The sequence below is a fragment of the Sporichthyaceae bacterium genome (assembly GCA_036269075.1).
Lineage (GTDB): Bacteria > Actinomycetota > Actinomycetes > Sporichthyales > Sporichthyaceae > DASQPJ01.
Map to the genome: position 1 here is coordinate 32,060 of DATASX010000117.1, position 16,683 is coordinate 48,742.

General features: G+C 72.5%; 17 protein-coding genes. 5 read left to right on the forward strand and 12 right to left on the reverse strand.

Annotated elements, in window-relative coordinates:
• Positions 1 to 12 precede the first annotated feature (12 nt).
• Together menD and VHU88_21280 are read right to left on the reverse strand one after the other, a co-directional pair.
• A complete protein-coding gene (menD, locus tag VHU88_21275; GenBank protein ID HEX3614230.1) occupies positions 13 to 1,707 on the reverse strand; it encodes a 2-succinyl-5-enolpyruvyl-6-hydroxy-3-cyclohexene-1-carboxylic-acid synthase in 1,695 nt (564 codons plus the stop codon).
• Positions 1,704 to 2,672 carry an o-succinylbenzoate synthase gene (locus VHU88_21280; GenBank protein ID HEX3614231.1) on the reverse strand — a complete coding sequence of 323 codons (969 nt, stop codon included), beginning with the start codon at positions 2,670 to 2,672 and terminating at the stop codon, positions 1,704 to 1,706. Before VHU88_21280 ends, menD begins: the two co-directional genes overlap by 4 nt.
• Before the next feature lie 63 nt (positions 2,673 to 2,735).
• On the opposite strand from VHU88_21280, the gene VHU88_21285 reads away from it, so the two are divergent.
• Complete coding sequence (locus VHU88_21285; protein ID HEX3614232.1) at positions 2,736 to 3,644, forward strand: 1,4-dihydroxy-2-naphthoyl-CoA synthase; 909 nt, start codon at positions 2,736 to 2,738, stop codon at positions 3,642 to 3,644.
• Between the two features lie 11 nt (positions 3,645 to 3,655).
• Here VHU88_21285 and VHU88_21290 read toward each other — a convergent pair whose 3' ends face one another.
• A complete protein-coding gene (locus VHU88_21290; protein ID HEX3614233.1) occupies positions 3,656 to 3,970 on the reverse strand; it encodes a hypothetical protein in 315 nt (104 codons plus the stop codon).
• A gap of 152 nt (positions 3,971 to 4,122) precedes the next feature.
• On the opposite strand from VHU88_21290, the gene VHU88_21295 reads away from it, so the two are divergent.
• Both VHU88_21295 and VHU88_21300 read left to right on the forward strand, forming a co-directional pair.
• A complete protein-coding gene (locus tag VHU88_21295; GenBank protein HEX3614234.1) occupies positions 4,123 to 5,283 on the forward strand; it encodes an AMP-binding protein in 1,161 nt (386 codons plus the stop codon).
• A gap of 21 nt (positions 5,284 to 5,304) precedes the next feature.
• A complete protein-coding gene (locus VHU88_21300) occupies positions 5,305 to 6,177 on the forward strand; it encodes a 1,4-dihydroxy-2-naphthoate polyprenyltransferase (protein ID HEX3614235.1) in 873 nt (290 codons plus the stop codon).
• Between the two features lie 7 nt (positions 6,178 to 6,184).
• Here the strand turns inward: VHU88_21300 and VHU88_21305 are convergent, their stop codons facing one another.
• Positions 6,185 to 7,417 (reverse strand): hypothetical protein, encoded by a 1,233-nt coding sequence (locus tag VHU88_21305; protein ID HEX3614236.1) that lies wholly within the window; start codon positions 7,415 to 7,417, stop codon positions 6,185 to 6,187.
• 150 nt (positions 7,418 to 7,567) lie between these two features.
• Complete coding sequence (locus VHU88_21310; protein ID HEX3614237.1) at positions 7,568 to 7,870, reverse strand: DUF4229 domain-containing protein; 303 nt, start codon at positions 7,868 to 7,870, stop codon at positions 7,568 to 7,570.
• 118 nt (positions 7,871 to 7,988) lie between these two features.
• Between VHU88_21310 and VHU88_21315 the strand changes: the two genes are divergently transcribed.
• The gene (locus VHU88_21315) at positions 7,989 to 8,369 is read left to right on the forward strand and encodes a PLD nuclease N-terminal domain-containing protein (protein ID HEX3614238.1); all 381 of its coding nucleotides are present in this window, start codon (positions 7,989 to 7,991) and stop codon (positions 8,367 to 8,369) included.
• A gap of 27 nt (positions 8,370 to 8,396) precedes the next feature.
• Here the strand turns inward: VHU88_21315 and ccsB are convergent, their stop codons facing one another.
• The 6 genes from ccsB to VHU88_21345 are packed head-to-tail and all read right to left on the reverse strand — an operon-like array spanning position 8,397 to position 14,471.
• Positions 8,397 to 9,443, reverse strand: coding sequence for a c-type cytochrome biogenesis protein CcsB (gene ccsB / locus VHU88_21320; protein ID HEX3614239.1), 1,047 nt, complete (start codon positions 9,441 to 9,443; stop codon positions 8,397 to 8,399).
• Positions 9,440 to 11,026, reverse strand: a complete 1,587-nt coding sequence (locus VHU88_21325) for a cytochrome c biogenesis protein ResB (GenBank protein HEX3614240.1) — start codon at positions 11,024 to 11,026, stop codon at positions 9,440 to 9,442. Before VHU88_21325 ends, ccsB begins: the two co-directional genes overlap by 4 nt.
• A 3-nt stretch (positions 11,027 to 11,029) precedes the next feature.
• Positions 11,030 to 11,788 carry a cytochrome c biogenesis protein CcdA gene (locus VHU88_21330; protein HEX3614241.1) on the reverse strand — a complete coding sequence of 253 codons (759 nt, stop codon included), beginning with the start codon at positions 11,786 to 11,788 and terminating at the stop codon, positions 11,030 to 11,032.
• Positions 11,788 to 12,426, reverse strand: a complete 639-nt coding sequence (locus VHU88_21335; GenBank protein ID HEX3614242.1) for a histidine phosphatase family protein — start codon at positions 12,424 to 12,426, stop codon at positions 11,788 to 11,790. Before VHU88_21335 ends, VHU88_21330 begins: the two co-directional genes overlap by 1 nt.
• Positions 12,423 to 13,721, reverse strand: a complete 1,299-nt coding sequence (gene hemL / locus VHU88_21340; GenBank protein ID HEX3614243.1) for a glutamate-1-semialdehyde 2,1-aminomutase — start codon at positions 13,719 to 13,721, stop codon at positions 12,423 to 12,425. The genes VHU88_21335 and hemL overlap by 4 nt, the downstream gene beginning before the upstream one ends.
• A 57-nt stretch (positions 13,722 to 13,778) precedes the next feature.
• Entirely contained in the window at positions 13,779 to 14,471 is a 693-nt protein-coding gene (locus tag VHU88_21345; GenBank protein ID HEX3614244.1) for a hypothetical protein, read from the reverse strand.
• A gap of 408 nt (positions 14,472 to 14,879) precedes the next feature.
• On the opposite strand from VHU88_21345, the gene VHU88_21350 reads away from it, so the two are divergent.
• Complete coding sequence (locus VHU88_21350; protein HEX3614245.1) at positions 14,880 to 15,656, forward strand: hypothetical protein; 777 nt, start codon at positions 14,880 to 14,882, stop codon at positions 15,654 to 15,656.
• Here VHU88_21350 and hemB read toward each other — a convergent pair.
• A complete protein-coding gene (hemB, locus tag VHU88_21355) occupies positions 15,616 to 16,599 on the reverse strand; it encodes a porphobilinogen synthase (protein ID HEX3614246.1) in 984 nt (327 codons plus the stop codon). The genes VHU88_21350 and hemB overlap by 41 nt on opposite strands.
• Between the last annotated feature and the right edge of the window lie 84 nt (positions 16,600 to 16,683).

Below are 16,683 nucleotides of genomic sequence, written 5' to 3' on the forward strand. Positions count from 1 at the left end.
CGTCGCAGTCGCTCACGGTCGAAGCGCCGCCCCCACCGCCTCCTGCAGCGCTATCTGGAGTTTCGCGGCGTCGGCCCGGTCGGTGGGCACCCGGACCAGTCGGATCCCCGAGCCCTCCCGGATGGCATCGGTCAGCTCGTGGGCCGTGGTGACCGAGACTGCTGGGATGCCGGCCACGGCCGCATCGGCACAGAGGTCGATCCCGTGCGGGGTGCCGAAGAGCCGCTCGAAGCCGGGCAGCCCGGCCTGCGGCAGGGTGCCGAAGATGCCGCCGCCGTCGTTGTCCACGACCACCAGCACCAGGTCCGGGCGGGGGTCCTCCGGGGCCAGCAGCAAGCCGTTGCGGTCGTAGAGGTAGGTCAGGTCGCCGAGCAGCGCAACGGCCGGCCCATCCACCCCGCCGCACGCGTGCTGGTGCGCCAACGCCGCGCCGATCGCGGTGGACACCAGGCCGTCGATCCCGTTCACCCCGCGGTTGGCCACCACCGTGATGTCGTCGCGGGCGGGCAGCGTCAGTTCCACGTCACGGATGGGGCGGCTGGGGCCGCAGATCAACAGGCCGCCGGCCGGCAGGGCCGCGCCGACCACTCCGGCGACGCCGACCTCGGTCAACCGTGCCGACTCACGTTCCGCGTCCAGCACGGCGCAGGCGGCCCGGCCGGCACGCCGCCAGCGGCCCAACCACGCGGACTCGGTGTCCGCCACCGAGTCCAGGTTGAGCCAAGGCGTGCGCGGGATCACCCGGCAGGCACTGCGAGTCGGGTCCGGCCAGACCGGTCTGGAATCCATCACGATCTGTGTGCCGGCCCGACCGAGCCAACGCAGCAGCGGGCGGGACAGGCTCGGCCGGCCCACGGTGAACACCACGTCGGGCGGATCCTCCGCGAAGGCCTCGTCGGCCAGCAGGAGAGGGTAGCCGGCGATCGCGTTGGGCCCGAGCCGGCAGTTGCTGGTCGGCTCCGCGAACAGCGGCCAACCCAGGTGCTCGGCCAGGGACACGACGCTCGACGCGGTGATCACGCCGTCCCCGGCCACGATCGCACCGCGCTCCGGGATCCCCTCCCCGAGGAGTTCGGAGACCGGCATGGACGCCGGCTCGATCCGGTCCACCCACACCCAGACGGCGCCGTCCTCCCGCCCCTCCAAGGACTCCGGCCAGGACGGGTCGCCGTCCGGCACCAGCGGCTCGCGGAACGCCAGGTTCAGGTGCACCGGCCCGCCCACGGCCGTGCCCGTGGCAGCGGCCACGGCCCGGCCCACCAGGGAACGCCAGTAGCCGACCTGACCGACCACCGGCTCGGGCACCCCGACCTCGGCGAACATCCGCACGGCCCGGCCGTACAACCCCAACTGGTCGACGGTCTGACTGGCGCCGGTGCCGCGAAGCTCCGGTGGCCGGTCCGCGGTCAACACCAGCAGGGGCACGTTGCCCAGGTCGGCCTCCAGCACCGCCGGGTGCAGGGCCGCGGCGGCGGTCCCGGACGTGCAGACCACGGGCACCGGTCGTCCGGAGACGCGGGCCAGGCCGATCGCCAGGTAGGCCGCGGAGCGTTCGTCGATCCGGACGTGCAGCCGGATGCGGTCCTCGCGGTACAGGGCCAACGCCAACGGCGCGGACCGCGAGCCCGGCGCCAGCACCGCCTCGGTGACGCCGCATCGGACCAACTCGTCGACCAGCACCCGCGCCAACGCGGTGGACGGGTTCACCGGATGCTCTCCCCTGCCGCCGCGGCGGCACGCACCGCGTTCAGTCGCTGCTCCCAGGCCACGGCCACATCGTGGGGGGCGGCCAACGCGGCCAACGCGGCGGGGTCCGGGACGGCCCGGCGCACCGGCAGATGACCGTCCTTCGGAAGCAGGGGCTCGGCGCACACATCGCGCTCCAGCAGCGCCACGGTGGCCAGCCCGCAGGCATAGGGCAGCTCGGGCAGCGCCGCGGCCAACGCCACCCCGGCGGCGATGCCGACCGAGGTCTCCAACGCCGAGGACACCACCACGGGCAGCCCGATCGCCTCGATCAGCCGCAGCGCCGCGGCGACCCCACCCAGCGGCGCCACCTTGATCACCGCGATGTCCGCGGCGTGCTCCCGGGCCACCCGCAACGGATCAGCCGCGCGGCGGATGGACTCGTCCGCCGCGATCGGGACGTCCACCAGTCGGCGCACCGCGGCCAGTTCCCCGACGGTGGCGCACGGCTGCTCGACGTATTCCAGGCCGACCTCGCGGTCCAGCGCGACGATCGCCGCCGCGGCGGTGTCGGGGTCCGGCCAGCCGCCGTTTGCGTCCACCCGGATCCGCCCCGCCGGGCCCAGGGCGTCGCGCACCGCGGACACCCGGATCAGATCGTCGGCGAGCGACTGCCCAGCCTCGGCCACCTTGACCTTCGCCGTGTGCGCGCCCGAGGACGCAGCGACGATGGCGCGCGCCCGCTCGGGGTCGCAGGCAGGCACGGTGACGTTGACCGGCACCCGATCGCGCACCGGCGCGGGCCACCCGACGGTGGCGGCCTCCACCGCGCACTGCCACCACGGGACCGACGCCGCGAGGTCGTAGTCGTCGAACGGCGCGAACTCCGCCCATCCGGCCGGACCCCGCAGCAACACCCCGGTGCGCATGGTCAGCCCGCGGAACCGGGTGCGCAGCGGGATCGCATAGGTGTGGACGTCGAGCACCCGGCCATCCTGCCCGAGCGCGCGGATACGGTGACCCGACGCGGAGCGGAAAGGACACACGTGGTGGACAACGAGGTCTCGGAGCTGTTCGACCCGAGCGCGTGGCGGACGGTGCCCGGCTTCGACTTCACCGACATCACCTACCACCGGGCCGTCGCGTCCGGCACCGTGCGAATCGCGTTCCACCGGCCGGAGGTGCGCAACGCGTTCCGACCGCACACCGTCGACGAGCTCTACCGCGCGCTGGACCATGCGCGGATGTCCAGTGACGTCGGCGCTGTCCTGCTCACCGGCAACGGGCCCTCGCCGCGTGACGGCGTGTGGTCGTTCTGCTCCGGCGGCGACCAGCGAATCCGCGGCCGCACCGGCTACCAGTATGCGGCCGGCGACACCGCGGACACGGTGGACCCGGCCCGGGCCGGGCGGTTGCACATCCTGGAGTGTCAACGGCTGATCCGGTTCATGCCCAAGGTGGTCATCGCCGTGATCCCCGGCTGGGCGGCCGGCGGCGGGCACTCCCTCTACGTGGTCGCCGACCTGGCCCTGGCTTCGGCCGAGCACGCCCGCTTCAAGCAGACCGACGCCGACGTGGGCAGCTTCGACGGCGGGTACGGCTCGGCGTACCTGGCGCGGCAGGTGGGCCAGAAGTTCGCCCGGGAGATCTTCTTCCTGGGCCAGGAGTACTCCGCCGCGGACGCGTACCGAATGGGTGCCGTGAACAAGGTGGTCCCGCACGCCGAGCTCGAGGCGGAGGCGCTGCGCTGGGCGACGATCATCAACGCCAAGAGCCCGACCGCGCAGCGCATGCTCAAGTACTCGTTCAACCTCATCGACGACGGCCTGGTCGGCCAGCAGATCTTCGCCGGGGAGACGACCCGCCTGGCCTACATGACCGACGAGGCCGTCGAGGGCCGGGACTCGTTCCTCGAGAAGCGTGCCCCGGACTGGTCGCGCTTCCCCTGGTACTTCTGAGCTACCACCCACTACCGGCTCACGACCCGCGCCCGGGACAGCCGCTCGCTCAACAGCATGGTGATCTCGGCGGCCAGGGCCCGACCCAGCGCCGAGGGCGACCCGACCGCGACCGTCGACCACTCCGGCACCGCGTGGGTCTCCCGGGAGGCGACGCCGTACACGACCACGTCCAGCCAGAACTTCACCGTGTCCGGCTCGACGGTGGCCAGCAGGCCCACCCCACGCAGGTAACGACTGCCGGGCGGCTCCCCCGGCAACGGCCCCACCAGACGACGCCGCAGCTCCGCCAGCACCGCTGCGTCGAACGCATCTCGACCTGTCATCGGCCCTCCCCAAGCCCGAATCCGAACACCGTCAGCCTGCCGGCCGCCGCGCCCAGCAGCAGCCCCCGATCACCGGCCTGTGGACAGAGCGGGGCCTGTGGACAAGCACCGCCACGCCCGGCGTGACGGGCCGCCACCTACGCTGAGCGCCCGTGGACGACCGACCGCTGCTGGCGCTGGCCGTGGACCGCGACGCGCTGCCCGGCCCGGCCCTGGACGCGGCACTGGACGGCTCCGGCCCAGCCCTGCTGCTGACCCCGCCCGGCCCCGAGGGCCGACGCCTGGCCGAGTCGTTGCTGCCCGAAGCCGCGGCCGGGGTGCCCGCCGACACCGCGCTGGTCATCGCCACCTCGGGGACATCTGGTCGGCCCAAGGGCGTGCGCCTGTCCGCCACGGCGCTGGCGTACTCGGCAAAGGCCACCCACACTCACCTCGGCGGGCCCGGGCAGTGGCTGCTGGCGATGTCCCCGGCCCGGGTCGCCGGGTTGGCAGTGCTCACCCGGTGCCGGGCCGCCGGGGTGGAACCGGTGGTCACGGTCGGGGCAAGCTTCGACCCGGGCACGTTCGCCGACGGCACCGGCCGACTCGAGCCGGGGCTGCGGCACTACACCGCGCTGGTGCCCACCCAGCTGATCCGGCTGCTCGACGCCGGGGTCGAACTCGACGCCTACGACGCGATCCTGATCGGCGGCGGCCCGATCCCGGACGGGCTGGTCGAGCGGGCCCAGAAGCACGGCGCCCGGGTGGTGCGCACCTACGGCATGACCGAGACCTGCGGCGGCTGCGTCTACGACGGGCTGCCGTTGCCCGGCGTCCGGTTGATGATCGGGGCGGGCGGGCTGGTCCGGATCACCGGACCGCTGCTGGCCCGGGGCTACCTGGGGCCGGGGCCGGACCAGGGCGGGCCGGCGGGGGCCGCACCCGGGTTCACCGGCGCCTGGTTCACCACGTCCGACCTCGGGCGCATCGACTCCGGTGGAGTGCTCCACGTGCTCGGCCGGGCCGACGACGTAATCATTACCGGCGGGGTGAAGGTCCCGGCGCAGGCGGTCGAGGCCGTGCTGGCCGGGCATCCGAGCGTGGCCGAGGTCGTCGTCGTGGGCCGGCCGGACCGGGAGTGGGGCGAACGGGTGGTCGCGGTTGTGGTGCCCACCGGGCCCGAGATCGACCGCGCCGAACTGCGTCAGCTGGTGGCCGGCCGGCTCGGCGCGCCGCACGCGCCGAACGACTTCGTGGTGTGGTCGGCGATCCCGAAGCTGCCGTCGGGCAAGGTGGACCGGGCAAGAGTTCGGGTCATGGTCCGGCTGCCCTGAGTACGAGAACGGGAGAACGAGATGGCGACGGCGGCACAGTGGGTGGCGGGGGCACGGCCTCGCACGCTGCCGGTCGCGGTCGCGCCCGTCGCGGTCGGGACCGGGGCCGCGGCCAACGCCGACGGTGCCGTGGGGTGGAAGGCACTGCTCGCGCTGGTCGTCGCGCTGGCGCTGCAGGTGGGCGTCAACTACGCCAACGACTACTCGGACGGCGTGCGCGGCACCGACGACAACCGGGTCGGCCCGATGCGCCTGGTCGGCTCGCGGATCGCCCCGCCCGGCCAGGTGAAGGCAGCCGCGTTCGCGTGCTTCGGGGCAGCCGGAGTGGCCGGCCTGGTGCTGGCGGCGACCTCGTCGTGGTGGCTGGTGCTGATCGGCGCGGCCGCGATCGCCGCAGCTTGGGGCTACACCGGTGGGCGCAGCCCGTACGGCTACCGCGGGCTGGGCGAGATCTCGGTGTTCGTGTTCTTCGGTTTGGTCGCCGTCCTGGGGACGACGTACGTCCAGACCGGCGACCTGACCGCGCCGGCCGTGGTGGCGTCGTTCCCGGTCGGGATGCTCGCCTGCGCCGTACTGGTCGTGAACAACCTGCGCGACGCCCCGAAGGACGCCCCAGCCGGCAAGCGGACATTGGCGGTCCGGTTGGGCGACCGCGCCACCAGGCAACTCTTCGGCGCGTTGGTGCTCGGTTCGTTCCTGTTCCCGTTGGCGTTGGTGCCGCACCACCCGTGGACGCTGCTGGCGCTGCTGGCATTGCCGCTGGCCGCGCCGGCGCTGCGCCCGGTGTTGCGCGGCGCCTCGGGTCGGGATCTGATCCCGGCCCTGGCCGGCACCGCCCGGGCGCAGTTCGGCTTCGGTCTCCTGCTCGCCTTCGCCTTGGCCGCCGGCTCCTGAGCGGAGTTCAGCGGGCCTGCGGCGCGGCCGGGTCGGCCGGGGTCACGCCCGTCGACGAAGTGGTCGGCTGCTGAGCGGGGGCCGCCGCGGGCGCGGCCGGGGTCACGCCGGTCGACGCACTGGCCGGCTGCTGAGCGGGGGCCGCCGCGGGCGCGGCCGGGGGTTGCTGCGGGACGCTCTCGGTCTCGGGCTTGCCGGCCGTCTCCCCCAGCTCGTTCGTCGTGGCGCCCGGAGCCGACGCGTCCCCACCGCGCGAGACGGGCTCGGACCTCTCGGCCGGGGTCTTCGGGGCCGTGGGGCGCTCCACCGGAGCGGTCGAGCGGTCCGCCGGGGCCGTGCGGGTGGCCGGGGCCGTGCGGGTGGCCGGGGACCTCGTGGTCTCCGGCCACCCGTAGTCGGTCGGGCCCTGCGGGGTGGTCGAGTGAGTGGCCGGGGCCTGCGGGGTGCTGGGGTTGGTCGTCGTCGGGGCCTGGACCTCGCGGTCCGATCCGGTGCTCAGGTCGCCGCTGCGCGGCCGGGCGTGGTGAATACGCACGGGCCGGTTGTCCAACTGCCGAGCAGACGATTCCGGCTGCGTCGAGATCGGCCGACGGGCGTGCGGGAGATCCGCCTCGGAATCCGACCCGGAATCCGAATCCGGCTGCTCGCGCGAAGCCGTGGCGGACTTGGCTGCGGAGGTCTCGGTCCCGGAATTCTCGTCGCTGTTCTCGACGGCCGAGGTCGCGGTCTGCGTCGGCTGCGCGGTGGCCTTGGTCGGTGCGGAAACCGCCGGGGCGGCCGGCGCCGCGGGCACAGCGGGCGCAGCGGGCACAGCGGGCACGACCGGCACGACCGGAGCCGCAGGAGCGGCCGGAGCCGCGGGGCCCGCCTGGCCGGCCGGAGCGCCGGCGGAGTCCAGTTCCATCGAACCGTTCGCCGGGGTACCGGAGTTGACTGCAGCCGAGGTCACGCCGTCGGAGTCGCTGGAGCGGTTGAACACCGAGGTGATCGCGAAAGCCGGGATCGCGGCGGCCGCAACGATCGCCGCGACGGCCAACGCGGTGCGGCGGCGGCCACGGCCGTAGCCGGTGATCCGGGGCGCCGGGGTCATCACGCTGGGCGGGAGGAACGAGTAGGGCTCCTCCGGGTCGTAGTAGTGGGGCTCAGCAGCCATGAACACGTCGCTGCCGCGCTTGCCCAGCTCACGCCGAGCGCGCCATTCCCGCATCGATCCGCCGATCGCCTCCGCCCAGAGAGACAATTCGGGACGGATTCCGGAATTCGACAATTTACGTGCCATCACGTCACCCCGACAAAGATGCGAATTCGGACTTCACGAATACGCACGCTAGTCGTTGCGCAACGCAATGGATGCGCCATTACTCCGTTGGGTGTAACCCGCGCTATCGGCTCATCGAGCGGGCTTCTCGCCCTTGCTCCGGGTGGCCTCGGCGGCGTCCAACGCCGCGTCCTCCTTGGCCGCGCCGGCGTCGATCCGGGAGCCAAGCCGCGTGAACCGACCGGCGACCGAACGGGCCATCTGCTCACGCGGCCCGGCGAGCAGGACGTAGCTGAGCACGCCGGACACCAGCGTGGCGACCATCAGCACGACGATCGGGTCGACACCACGCAGCGTCACTGACGCGAGGCCCAGGACACCCACGAAAAGACCCAGACGACGCAGCGTGTAGGACAGCGACGGCGGTAGATGCACCCCGCAAGTCAAACACGAGGCCACGACTTGGTCGGGGTCGGCCGGCATATCGGACCAAGCCCCGTATCGGCCTGCCGCGCCGCACTACGCTGAAGTGAAGCGTCACGAAAGAGGTGGCATGCCCGAGGAACTTCTGGTCCTGCTCGTCGTCGGCGTCGTGCTGTGGGCGCTGGTCGAGCTGCTCCAGACGCCCGGCGCCGCGGTACGCACCCTGCCCAGGTGGGCTTGGGCCGTACTGATCGTTGCGCTGCCGCCGCTCGGCGCCGTCGCCTGGTTCCTGCTCGGTCGCCCGCAAGCAGCCGGCGTCCCGAGCCGTCCCGCGCCCACGATGCCGCTGCGGCGCAAGCAGGCCTACGTGTCCCGGCCCGCGCCGGACGACGACCCCGAGTTCCTGGCGTTGCTCAACGCCCGCGCCGATCAACAGCGTCGACTCCGCCGCCTGGAGGAGGACCTCGGGCCCGGCGACGGCTCGGAGCCGGAGACCGACCGCCCGGAGTGACAGCGCCGGTCAGGCGCTGTGCCGCGGTCAGGTACCGGCGTAGGAGTGCAGCCCGGTGATCACCAGGTTGATCACGAAGTAGTTGAACAGGAAGCATCCGAACCCGGTCAGTGCGATCGCCGCCGCACGGCGGCCCTTCCAGCCCGCCGTGGCTCGGGCGTGCAGGTAGGCCGCGTAGACCACCCAGGTGATGAACGCCCAGGTTTCCTTCGGGTCCCAGCCCCAGTAGCGACCCCACGCGTTCTCCGCCCAGATCGCGCCGGCGATGACCGCGAAGGTCCACAGCGGGAACACGAACGCGTGCACCCGGTAGGCCAGCCGGTCCAGCTCCACCGCGGACGGGAGTCGCCGTGCGAAACCGACCGGGATCACGCTGCGCCGCTCAGCCCGCTCGCGGATCAGGTAGAGGACATTGATCGCGGCGCCGACGGTGAAGATGCCGGCGCTGGTGACGGCGGCGATCACGTGGATCACCAACCAGTAGGACTGCAGCGCGGGCTGCAGTTGCTCGGCGTCGGTGTAGAGGACCGTGACGGCCAGGCCGAGCGTCAGCAGCACCGGGGTGACCACGAACACCCCGAGCCAACGCAGGTCGTAGCGCCGGACCAGCACCAGGTACGCCCCGGTGGCCGCCAGCGCAGCCGCCGTGGAGAACTCGTACATGTTTCCCCACGGCACGCGGTGCACCGACCAGCCGCGGCAGACCACCCCGGCCAGGTGCAGCGTGAACGCCAACGCGGTCAGCGACAGCCCGATCCGGCCGAACTTCTCGGCCCTCTCGTCCACCTCCCCGACTTCCCCCACTTCTGCTGCCAGTCCCACCGATCCGACGCCCTCGATAGGTGGGACAGGCAGCAGATGTTGCGGGGTGGCGGACGCGCCGACAGTGGCCAGCTCGGCCTTCGCGGCGAGAGCAGGCTCAGCCACGTTCAGCGCCTCGGCGGTGAAGCGGGTCTTGCTGCCGAAGGCCCACTCCGCGGCAAGCGCGAGCATCGCCAGCGCGTAGACCACGATCGCGAAGTGGATGAACCGGTCGCTGGCCACAGCCAACGTGTGGGGCGCGGGCACACTCACTCCCTGCTGATCCTGCTTGCGATGGGGACGCTGAGAGCGCCCAGGGTGGCCTCGACGTCCTCGGCCAAGTCCACCCCGTCGCTGCGCGACAGGGCTGCGACCTCGACCAAGGTACGCCCGGCCCCATCCGGGGCCGCGCGCACCCACACCCGGCGCGGGCGGACGAACAAGGAGCCGAGCAGGCCGGCGATCGCGGCGATGGCGCCGGCCAGGGTCAGGTCGCGGCCCGGGTCGGCCGCGAGTTGGAGCACGACCCACTGCCGGTAGCCGTCGAAGGTCAGCGTGCCCAGGCCGCGGGGCAAGGCCATGGTGCCGCCGACGGCGAGTGAGTTGGTGATCGGCGGCGAGCCGACGTCCGCGGTCTCCCGGACCTGGGTCATGTGCGAGGTGTCCAGCCGGTAGACCGACTGCGGGACACCGTTGTCCAGTCCGAGGTCGCCGGACCAGACGTTGAGCACCAGCCGCGGGTTCAGCGGCTGCGGGAACGTGGAGAACGGGCCGCGCTGCAGGTCGAAGGCCGCGGTCGGCAGGAAGAAGCCCTGGAACCCTAGTTGGGTCGGGGCGGCGTCGGGGACCTTGATCACGCCGCGGGAGCTCAGGCCGACCGGGTCGACCGGCAGGAACGGCACCGGGCCGGTGAAGACCACGTCGCCCTTGCCGTCCCGCACGGTGACCAGCGGCGCGTAGCCGTGCGGGCCGAGGAAGACCTTGGTCGAACCAGCCGCCAGCGGGTGGTTGACCTTTATCTGCCGCGACTCCGGGGCGGCACCGGGCCGCGCTGTGTACGTGACGTTCGCGTCGAAGTCCCGGGCGGCGCCGCGCTGCCGACCGTCGGTCTGGTAACGGGCGTCGAAGGAATCCATCTTCAGCTCGAACGGCGGCAGGTGGTCGGTGTCGAACAGCGGACCGGCCCGCAGGTTGTCGTACTGGGTGACGGTGTCGGAGAAGCCATGGCCCTCGACGACCAGTGCGCTGCCCTTGAATCCGTAGAGGTGGCCGAAGGCGATGCCGACGAGGATCACCACCAGCGACAGGTGGAAGACCAGGTTGCCGGTGTCGCGCAGGTAGCCGCGTTCGGCGGCGACCGACGTCGGGTCGGTGTCGACCCGGAACCGCCGCCCGCGCAGCGACTTCGCCGCGGCCGCCAGGACCGACTCCACCGGTGCCTCGACGGTCAGCGACCGGTGCTCCGGCAGTCGGTCCAGGTACCGGGGAGTGGCCGGCGGGCGGGCCCGCGCCGCGCTCAGGTAGACCTTGCTGCGCGGGACCACGCAGCCGACCAGCGAGATCATCAGCAGCAGGTAGACCGCGGAGAACCAGGGCGAGGCGAACACGTCGAACAGGTCGAGGCGGTCGTACCAGCGCGCCACATCCGGGTGGTGCGACCTGAACTGCCCGACGGCGATCGGGTCGACCGGACGCTGCGGGATCACCGACCCCGGGATCGCGGTCAGCGCGAGGCCGAACAGCAGCAGCAGGGCCGTGCGCATCGACGTCAACTGGCGCCAGGCCCACCGGACCATGCCCACGCTGCCCAGCGGTGGCGGGGCCGGGGTCTCCGGCAACTTGGTGGTCAGGGCCATCGCTCAGACCGCCGTCTCGAAGCCGGCGGTCCAGGTGCGCAGGTGCACCGACAGCGACGTCCACGCGCCGGTGAGCAGCAGCACGCCGAGGATGCACAGCATCACCCCGCCGGTGCGCATCACGAACCGGTTGTGCTCGCGGACCCAGCTCAGCGCCCCCAGCGCCCGCCGCAACCCGACCGCGACCGCCACGAACGGCAGCCCTAGCCCCAGGCTGTAGACGAAGGTCAGCAGCGCCCCCCGGCCGGCGCTGGCGCTGTCGAACGCCAGCGCCTGCACGGCACCCAGTGTCGGCCCGATGCACGGGGACCAGCCGACCCCGAACAGCACGCCGAGAACCGGCGCGGCCAGCAGACCGGCCGACGGTGCCCGGTGCAGCCAGCGGAACTCGCGCTGGGTCTGCGGGAGCAGCCCGAGGAAGCTCAGCCCGAGCCCGATCGTGAGGACCCCGAGCACCCGGTTGACCGCGTCGGTGTGCTCGACCAGGTCGGACCCGACGTAGCCGAACGCCGCCCCGTAGGACACGAAAACCGTGGCGAACCCGAGCACGAACAGGCTGGTGCCGAGCAGCACGCGGCCCCGACGTTGGTTGGCCAGGTCGGCGCCGGCCAGGCCGGTGACGTAGGACAGGTAGCCGGGGACCAGTGGCAGCACGCACGGGGACAGGAACGACAGCAGGCCCGCGAGCAGGGCGACCGGCATGGCGATCAACAGCGACCCGGAGGTCACCTGATGGGAGAACGTGCTGTCGGCGCGGAGCATCAGGCGCCTGCGGGTCCGATCTTGCTGGGGACCAGATCGGCGGCCGGCTCCGTGTACGAGATCGAGCGGATCTTCTCGCCCTCGTAGCGGATCGTGGTGATGCTGGCCAGCGAGCACTGCCGGCGGCGCGGGTCGTGCCAGAGCCGCCGGTCCTCGACGCGCAGCCGCATGATCCAGATCGGCAGTTGGTGGCTGACGCAGACGGCCTCGTGACCGGCCGCCTGCTTGCGGGCCGCGGCTGCCGCGGCGAGCATCCGGTGCGCCAGGTCCCGGTACGGCTCGCCCCAGGACGGACGGAACGGGTTCCACAGGTAGGGCCAGTGCCGGGGTTGCCGCAGCGATCCGTCGCCGACCCCGAAGCTCAACCCTTCGAAGTGGTTGGCCGCCTCGATCAGCCGCGGGTCGGTGTCGATCTCGAGGTCGAAGGCCGCCGCGATCGGCGCCGCGGTCTGGAGGGCACGCTCCAACGGCGAGGCGATCACCGCGGTGACATCGCGCCCGGCCAGGGATTCCGCGACCCGCTCGGCCATCTTCGTGCCGAGTTCGGACAGGTGGTAGCCGGGGATCCGGCCGTAGAGCACCTTCTCCGGGTTGAACACCTCGCCGTGCCGGACGACGTGCACCAGGGTCGTGGTCATTCGGCTACCTCCGCAGCGGCGCGGGCGGCGTGCGGCAGCGCGTCGAGCACGCGGCCGATCGCGGTGTCGTCGTGGGCGGCGGACAGGAACCAGGCCTCGAACGCCGACGGCGGCAGGTACACGCCGCGGGCGAGCATCTCGTGGAAGAACGCCCCGAAGCGGTCCGTGCGCTGGGTCTTCGCGCCCGCATAGTCGTGCACCGGATCGGCGGTGAAGAAGATCGAGAACATCGTCCCGGCGAACTGCACGTGATGCTCGACGCCGACCGCGGACAACGCCTCGGAGGCGGCAACCGCGATCACCTCCCCGGCCTTGGCCAGGTGGTCGTACACCTCGGGGGTAGCACCGCGCAGGGTGGCCAGGCCCGCCGCCATCGCGACGGGGTTCCCGGACAGGGTCCCGGCCTGGTACACGGGGCCTTCCGGGGCCAGCGCGGACATCACGTCGGCGCGGCCGCCGAAGGCCGCGGCCGGGAAGCCGCCGCCCATGACCTTGCCGAACGTGATCAGGTCCGGGGCGACGCCCTCAATGCCGAACCAGCCGGCCGGGCCGGCCCGGAAGCCGGTCATGACCTCGTCGGAGATGAACAGGGCGCCGTTCTCGCGGCACAGCCGGGCCAGCCCGAGCGTGAAGCCTGGGTCCGGCGGGACCACCCCCATGTTCCCGGGCGCGGCCTCGCTGATCACCGCGGCGATCCGGTCGGGATGGGCGGCGAACGCGGCGGCGACGGCGTCGAGGTCGTTGTAACGCACCACGACCGTGTCGGCCACGGCGGCACCGGTGATCCCGGCGCCCTCGGGCAACGCGAACGTCGCCACCCCGGAACCGGCCGCGGCCAGCAGCGAGTCGACGTGGCCGTGGTAGCAGCCGGCGAACTTGATCAGCCCCGGCCGGCCGGTTACCCCGCGGGCCAGGCGCACCGCGGACATCGTGGCCTCGGTGCCGGAGGAGACGAATCGCAGCCGTTCGACAACCGGGACACGGGCGATGATCGCCTCGGCCAGTTCGACCTCACCGGGTGTCGGGGCTCCGAAGGACGTCCCGGACGCAACGGCCGCCTGCACCGCGGCGACCACCCGCGGGTCGGCGTGGCCCAGGATCAGCGGGCCCCAGGAGCAGACGAGGTCGACGTAGGTGTTGCCGTCCACGTCGACCAGATACGGGCCGTTACCCGAGGCGAAGAACCGTGGTGTGCCCCCGACCGCGCGGAAGGCCCGCACCGGCGAATTCACCCCACCCGGGGTGACCGCCTGGGCACGTTCGAACAGCGACTCGGAACGGTCAGTGGAACTCACCCGGCAATGGTCTCAAACCACCAGGAGTGGTCCGCACCACCGCGGCCCGCGAGGACCTCAGTACAGCGCGGCCAGCGCCGCCGAGGCGGTCGCCCGGAACTGCTCGACCGGGGCGTCGGCGCGGTCGCCGACCAGCACGAGGTGCAGCACCATCACGCTGTTGCCGCGCTTTCCGACCGCGAACAGGTTGGTCGCGTGGTCGAAGCCGGCGGGCGGGACGGTGAAGACGCCGTAGACGGTCGGGTCGGTCGCCGTGCCGCCGGAGGCGTAGCGGGCCCAACTGGCGCTGCGCTTGCCGCCCCGGTACGCAGGGATGTCCATGTTCAGCCACTGCTGGTAGCAGGCCTGGATCTTGGCCTGCAGCTTGGTGACCAGGGCGTCGGCCGACGCGGTGTCGGACAGGACACTGACCAACTCCTCGGCGGCGACCTTCGACTTGCCGAAGTACGCGCGGTTGCCGGTGTCGGAGGAGTCGAAGACACCGTCGAGGCAGAAGGGGGCCTTGGCGGGCGTGCCGCTGTTGACCGGGCCCTCCGTCCAGGAGCCGAAGCGCGCGCCTTGCGGCATCGCCGCCGCGGCCACGTAGTTGGGTCCGTTGGGAGCCGCGACCGCCGCCGCCGTCGAGTGGTTGGCCTCGGAGGCCGACGACGGGACACCGAGCCCCGTGATCACCCCCGCGATCGCCGTACCGGCAGCCAGAAAGCCCACCCCAATTGTCCGGCCGCGACCGGGCACGCGCTGCGTCGTCAAGCCAGGCACCTCCTCGTGCGAGTTCTTGCTCGGCGCGATCGGCCCGGTCCGCGTACCCCGGGTGTGGACGGGCACGGCAAGCCGGCCGAACGCGGCCTCACGGCTTGGACGCCGCTGCGGTCGATTTGGTTGCGTTGGGGACAAACAATGACCCATTCGGCCGCAGTGCACATTTTCGGCCTCCCGAACGTGAATCGACTCCGCCCGGCGTGTGCCAGTTCGTCCTGCTGTGTCCATTCTCGGACTCAGTTCGTTACGAACTGTGCCTTATGTGCCGAGTCCGACACGCGACCCGACACCGGAATTTGCCGACTTCGTGCCTGATGCGAACTCGTCCGCGGCGGTTCGCCCGCCGCAGCGGACCGCGACCGGCCGGCCCCTCCATCGGCGAACACTACGGTGGTCGGCGTGCAGGTCACGATCGGTTTGATTCTCGTTCTCGTCGGTGCGTTCCTCTCGATCATCGGGACTCTCGGCGCGATCGGCGCGGGGCTGCAGTTGCGGCTGCTGCCAGGCCGGAAAGTGCTGCCGCTCGGCGACCTGCGCAAGGCCCGGGCCGGTGGGCGGGTGGTGGTGCGCGGAACCGTGGCACCGGGACCCGGCGGGACGCTGCGCGCACCGCTGTCCGGCCGGGAGTGCGTCTGGTACCTGGCCAGCCAGTCGGCCACCGACGGGACGACCCGCGACACCGTGGAGTCGTTCGCCGCTTCCCCATTCGCCTTGGTCGACGCGGCCGGCGCCCGGGTGCTGGTCGGCCCGCGCTGCCCGGCACTGGAGCAGATCGCGCCGTCGTGGCGGGCCGAGCGGACCGACGGGCACCCCTGGTTCGACCGGGCCCCGAACTCGGCCGGAGCGGTCGAGGTGCTGGAGTTCGTGCTCACCGGTGGCGAGGACCTGTTGGCCGCCGGCGACCTCGCCGACCCCGCCGGGGCAGCCGCGCTGACCGGCGACGTGGCCCTCTCGGCGGGCGGCGACGCAGCTGCCCTGGGCGACCCGGCCGCCCGCAGGTGGCGGCGCGACCTCGCACTGGCCGTTGCCGGCTTCCTGTTGATCGCCTGCGGGGCGGCGATCCTGAGCGTCTCGGACCAGCGCCCGCACAAGCTCGTCGGCGCCGCGCCCCACAAGATGACGACCTTGGGCTTGCTCAGCCCAGGCGACGGGCGACCTCGAGTGCCCAGTAGGTGAGCACGATGTCGGCCCCGGCCCGCCGGATCGAGCGCAGCGACTCCTCGATGGCGCGTTCGCGGTCCAAGTATCCGGCCTTCGCAGCGGCCTCGATCATCGAGTACTCCCCCGAGACCTGGTAGGCCGCCACCGGGATGTCGACGGCGTCGCGGACCTGCCACACCACGTCGAGGTAGCCCAGCGCCGGCTTGACCATGACCAGGTCCGCGCCCTCCGCGACGTCCAGCAGCACCTCGCGCAGGGCCTCGCGGCCGTTGCCCGGGTCCTGCTGGTAGGCCCGCCGATCGCCGTCGAGGCTGGACTCGACCGCGTCGCGGAAGGGGCCGTAGAACGCCGAGGCGAACTTGGCCGAGTAGGCCAGCAGCGCGACGTCGGTGAACCCGGCCGCGTCGAGTTCGGCTCGTACGTAGCCGATCTGGCCGTCCATCATCCCCGAGGGCCCGAGCACGTGGGCGCCCGCGCGGGCCTGGGCGAGCGCTACTTGGGCGTAGCGCTCGAGGGTCGCGTCGTTGTCCACGCCACCGTCCGGACCGAGCACCCCGCAGTGGCCGTGGTCGGTGAACTCGTCCAGGCACAGGTCGGCCATCAGCACGGTCGAGTCGCCGAGTTCGGCCCGCAGGTCGCGCAGCGCGACGTTGAGCACGCCGCCCTCTGCGTCGGCCCCGGAGCCGGTGGCGTCCTTGTGCGTCGGGATCCCGAACAGCATCAGCCCGCCGACCCCGGCCTCGACCGCCTCGACCGCGGCCTTGCGCAGCGAGTCCGCCGAGTGCTGCACGACGCCGGGCATCGAGGCGATCGGCGTCGGCTCGCCGGCGCCTTCCTTGACGAACATCGGCAGCACCAGGTGCCGCGGCTCCAGGGAGGTCTCCGCGGTCAGCCGACGCAGCGCCGCCGTCCGCCGCAGCCGACGCATCCGCACCGCCGGAAATCCGCCCTGGGTCATGTCCAAAGCCTAGGTCGCGCGTCGAGGCCGTGAGGCCGCTGGGCTTGCGGTCGTCGACGGTTATCCATGCTTGTCAGCGCTTGT

Excerpts from the sequence above, each read along its gene's own strand:
- VHU88_21290 (HEX3614233.1), bottom strand. The coding sequence starts at position 3,970 with ATGACAGGTCGAGATGCGTTCGACGCAGCGGTGCTGGCGGAGCTGCGG.
- VHU88_21300 (HEX3614235.1), top strand. The coding sequence starts at position 5,305 with ATGGCGACGGCGGCACAGTGGGTGGCGGGGGCACGGCCTCGCACGCTG.
- VHU88_21315 (HEX3614238.1), top strand. The coding sequence starts at position 7,989 with ATGCCCGAGGAACTTCTGGTCCTGCTCGTCGTCGGCGTCGTGCTGTGG.
- VHU88_21325 (HEX3614240.1), bottom strand. The coding sequence starts at position 11,026 with ATGGCCCTGACCACCAAGTTGCCGGAGACCCCGGCCCCGCCACCGCTG.
- VHU88_21330 (HEX3614241.1), bottom strand. The coding sequence starts at position 11,788 with ATGCTCCGCGCCGACAGCACGTTCTCCCATCAGGTGACCTCCGGGTCG.
- VHU88_21335 (HEX3614242.1), bottom strand. The coding sequence starts at position 12,426 with ATGACCACGACCCTGGTGCACGTCGTCCGGCACGGCGAGGTGTTCAAC.
- hemB (HEX3614246.1), bottom strand. The coding sequence starts at position 16,599 with ATGACCCAGGGCGGATTTCCGGCGGTGCGGATGCGTCGGCTGCGGCGG.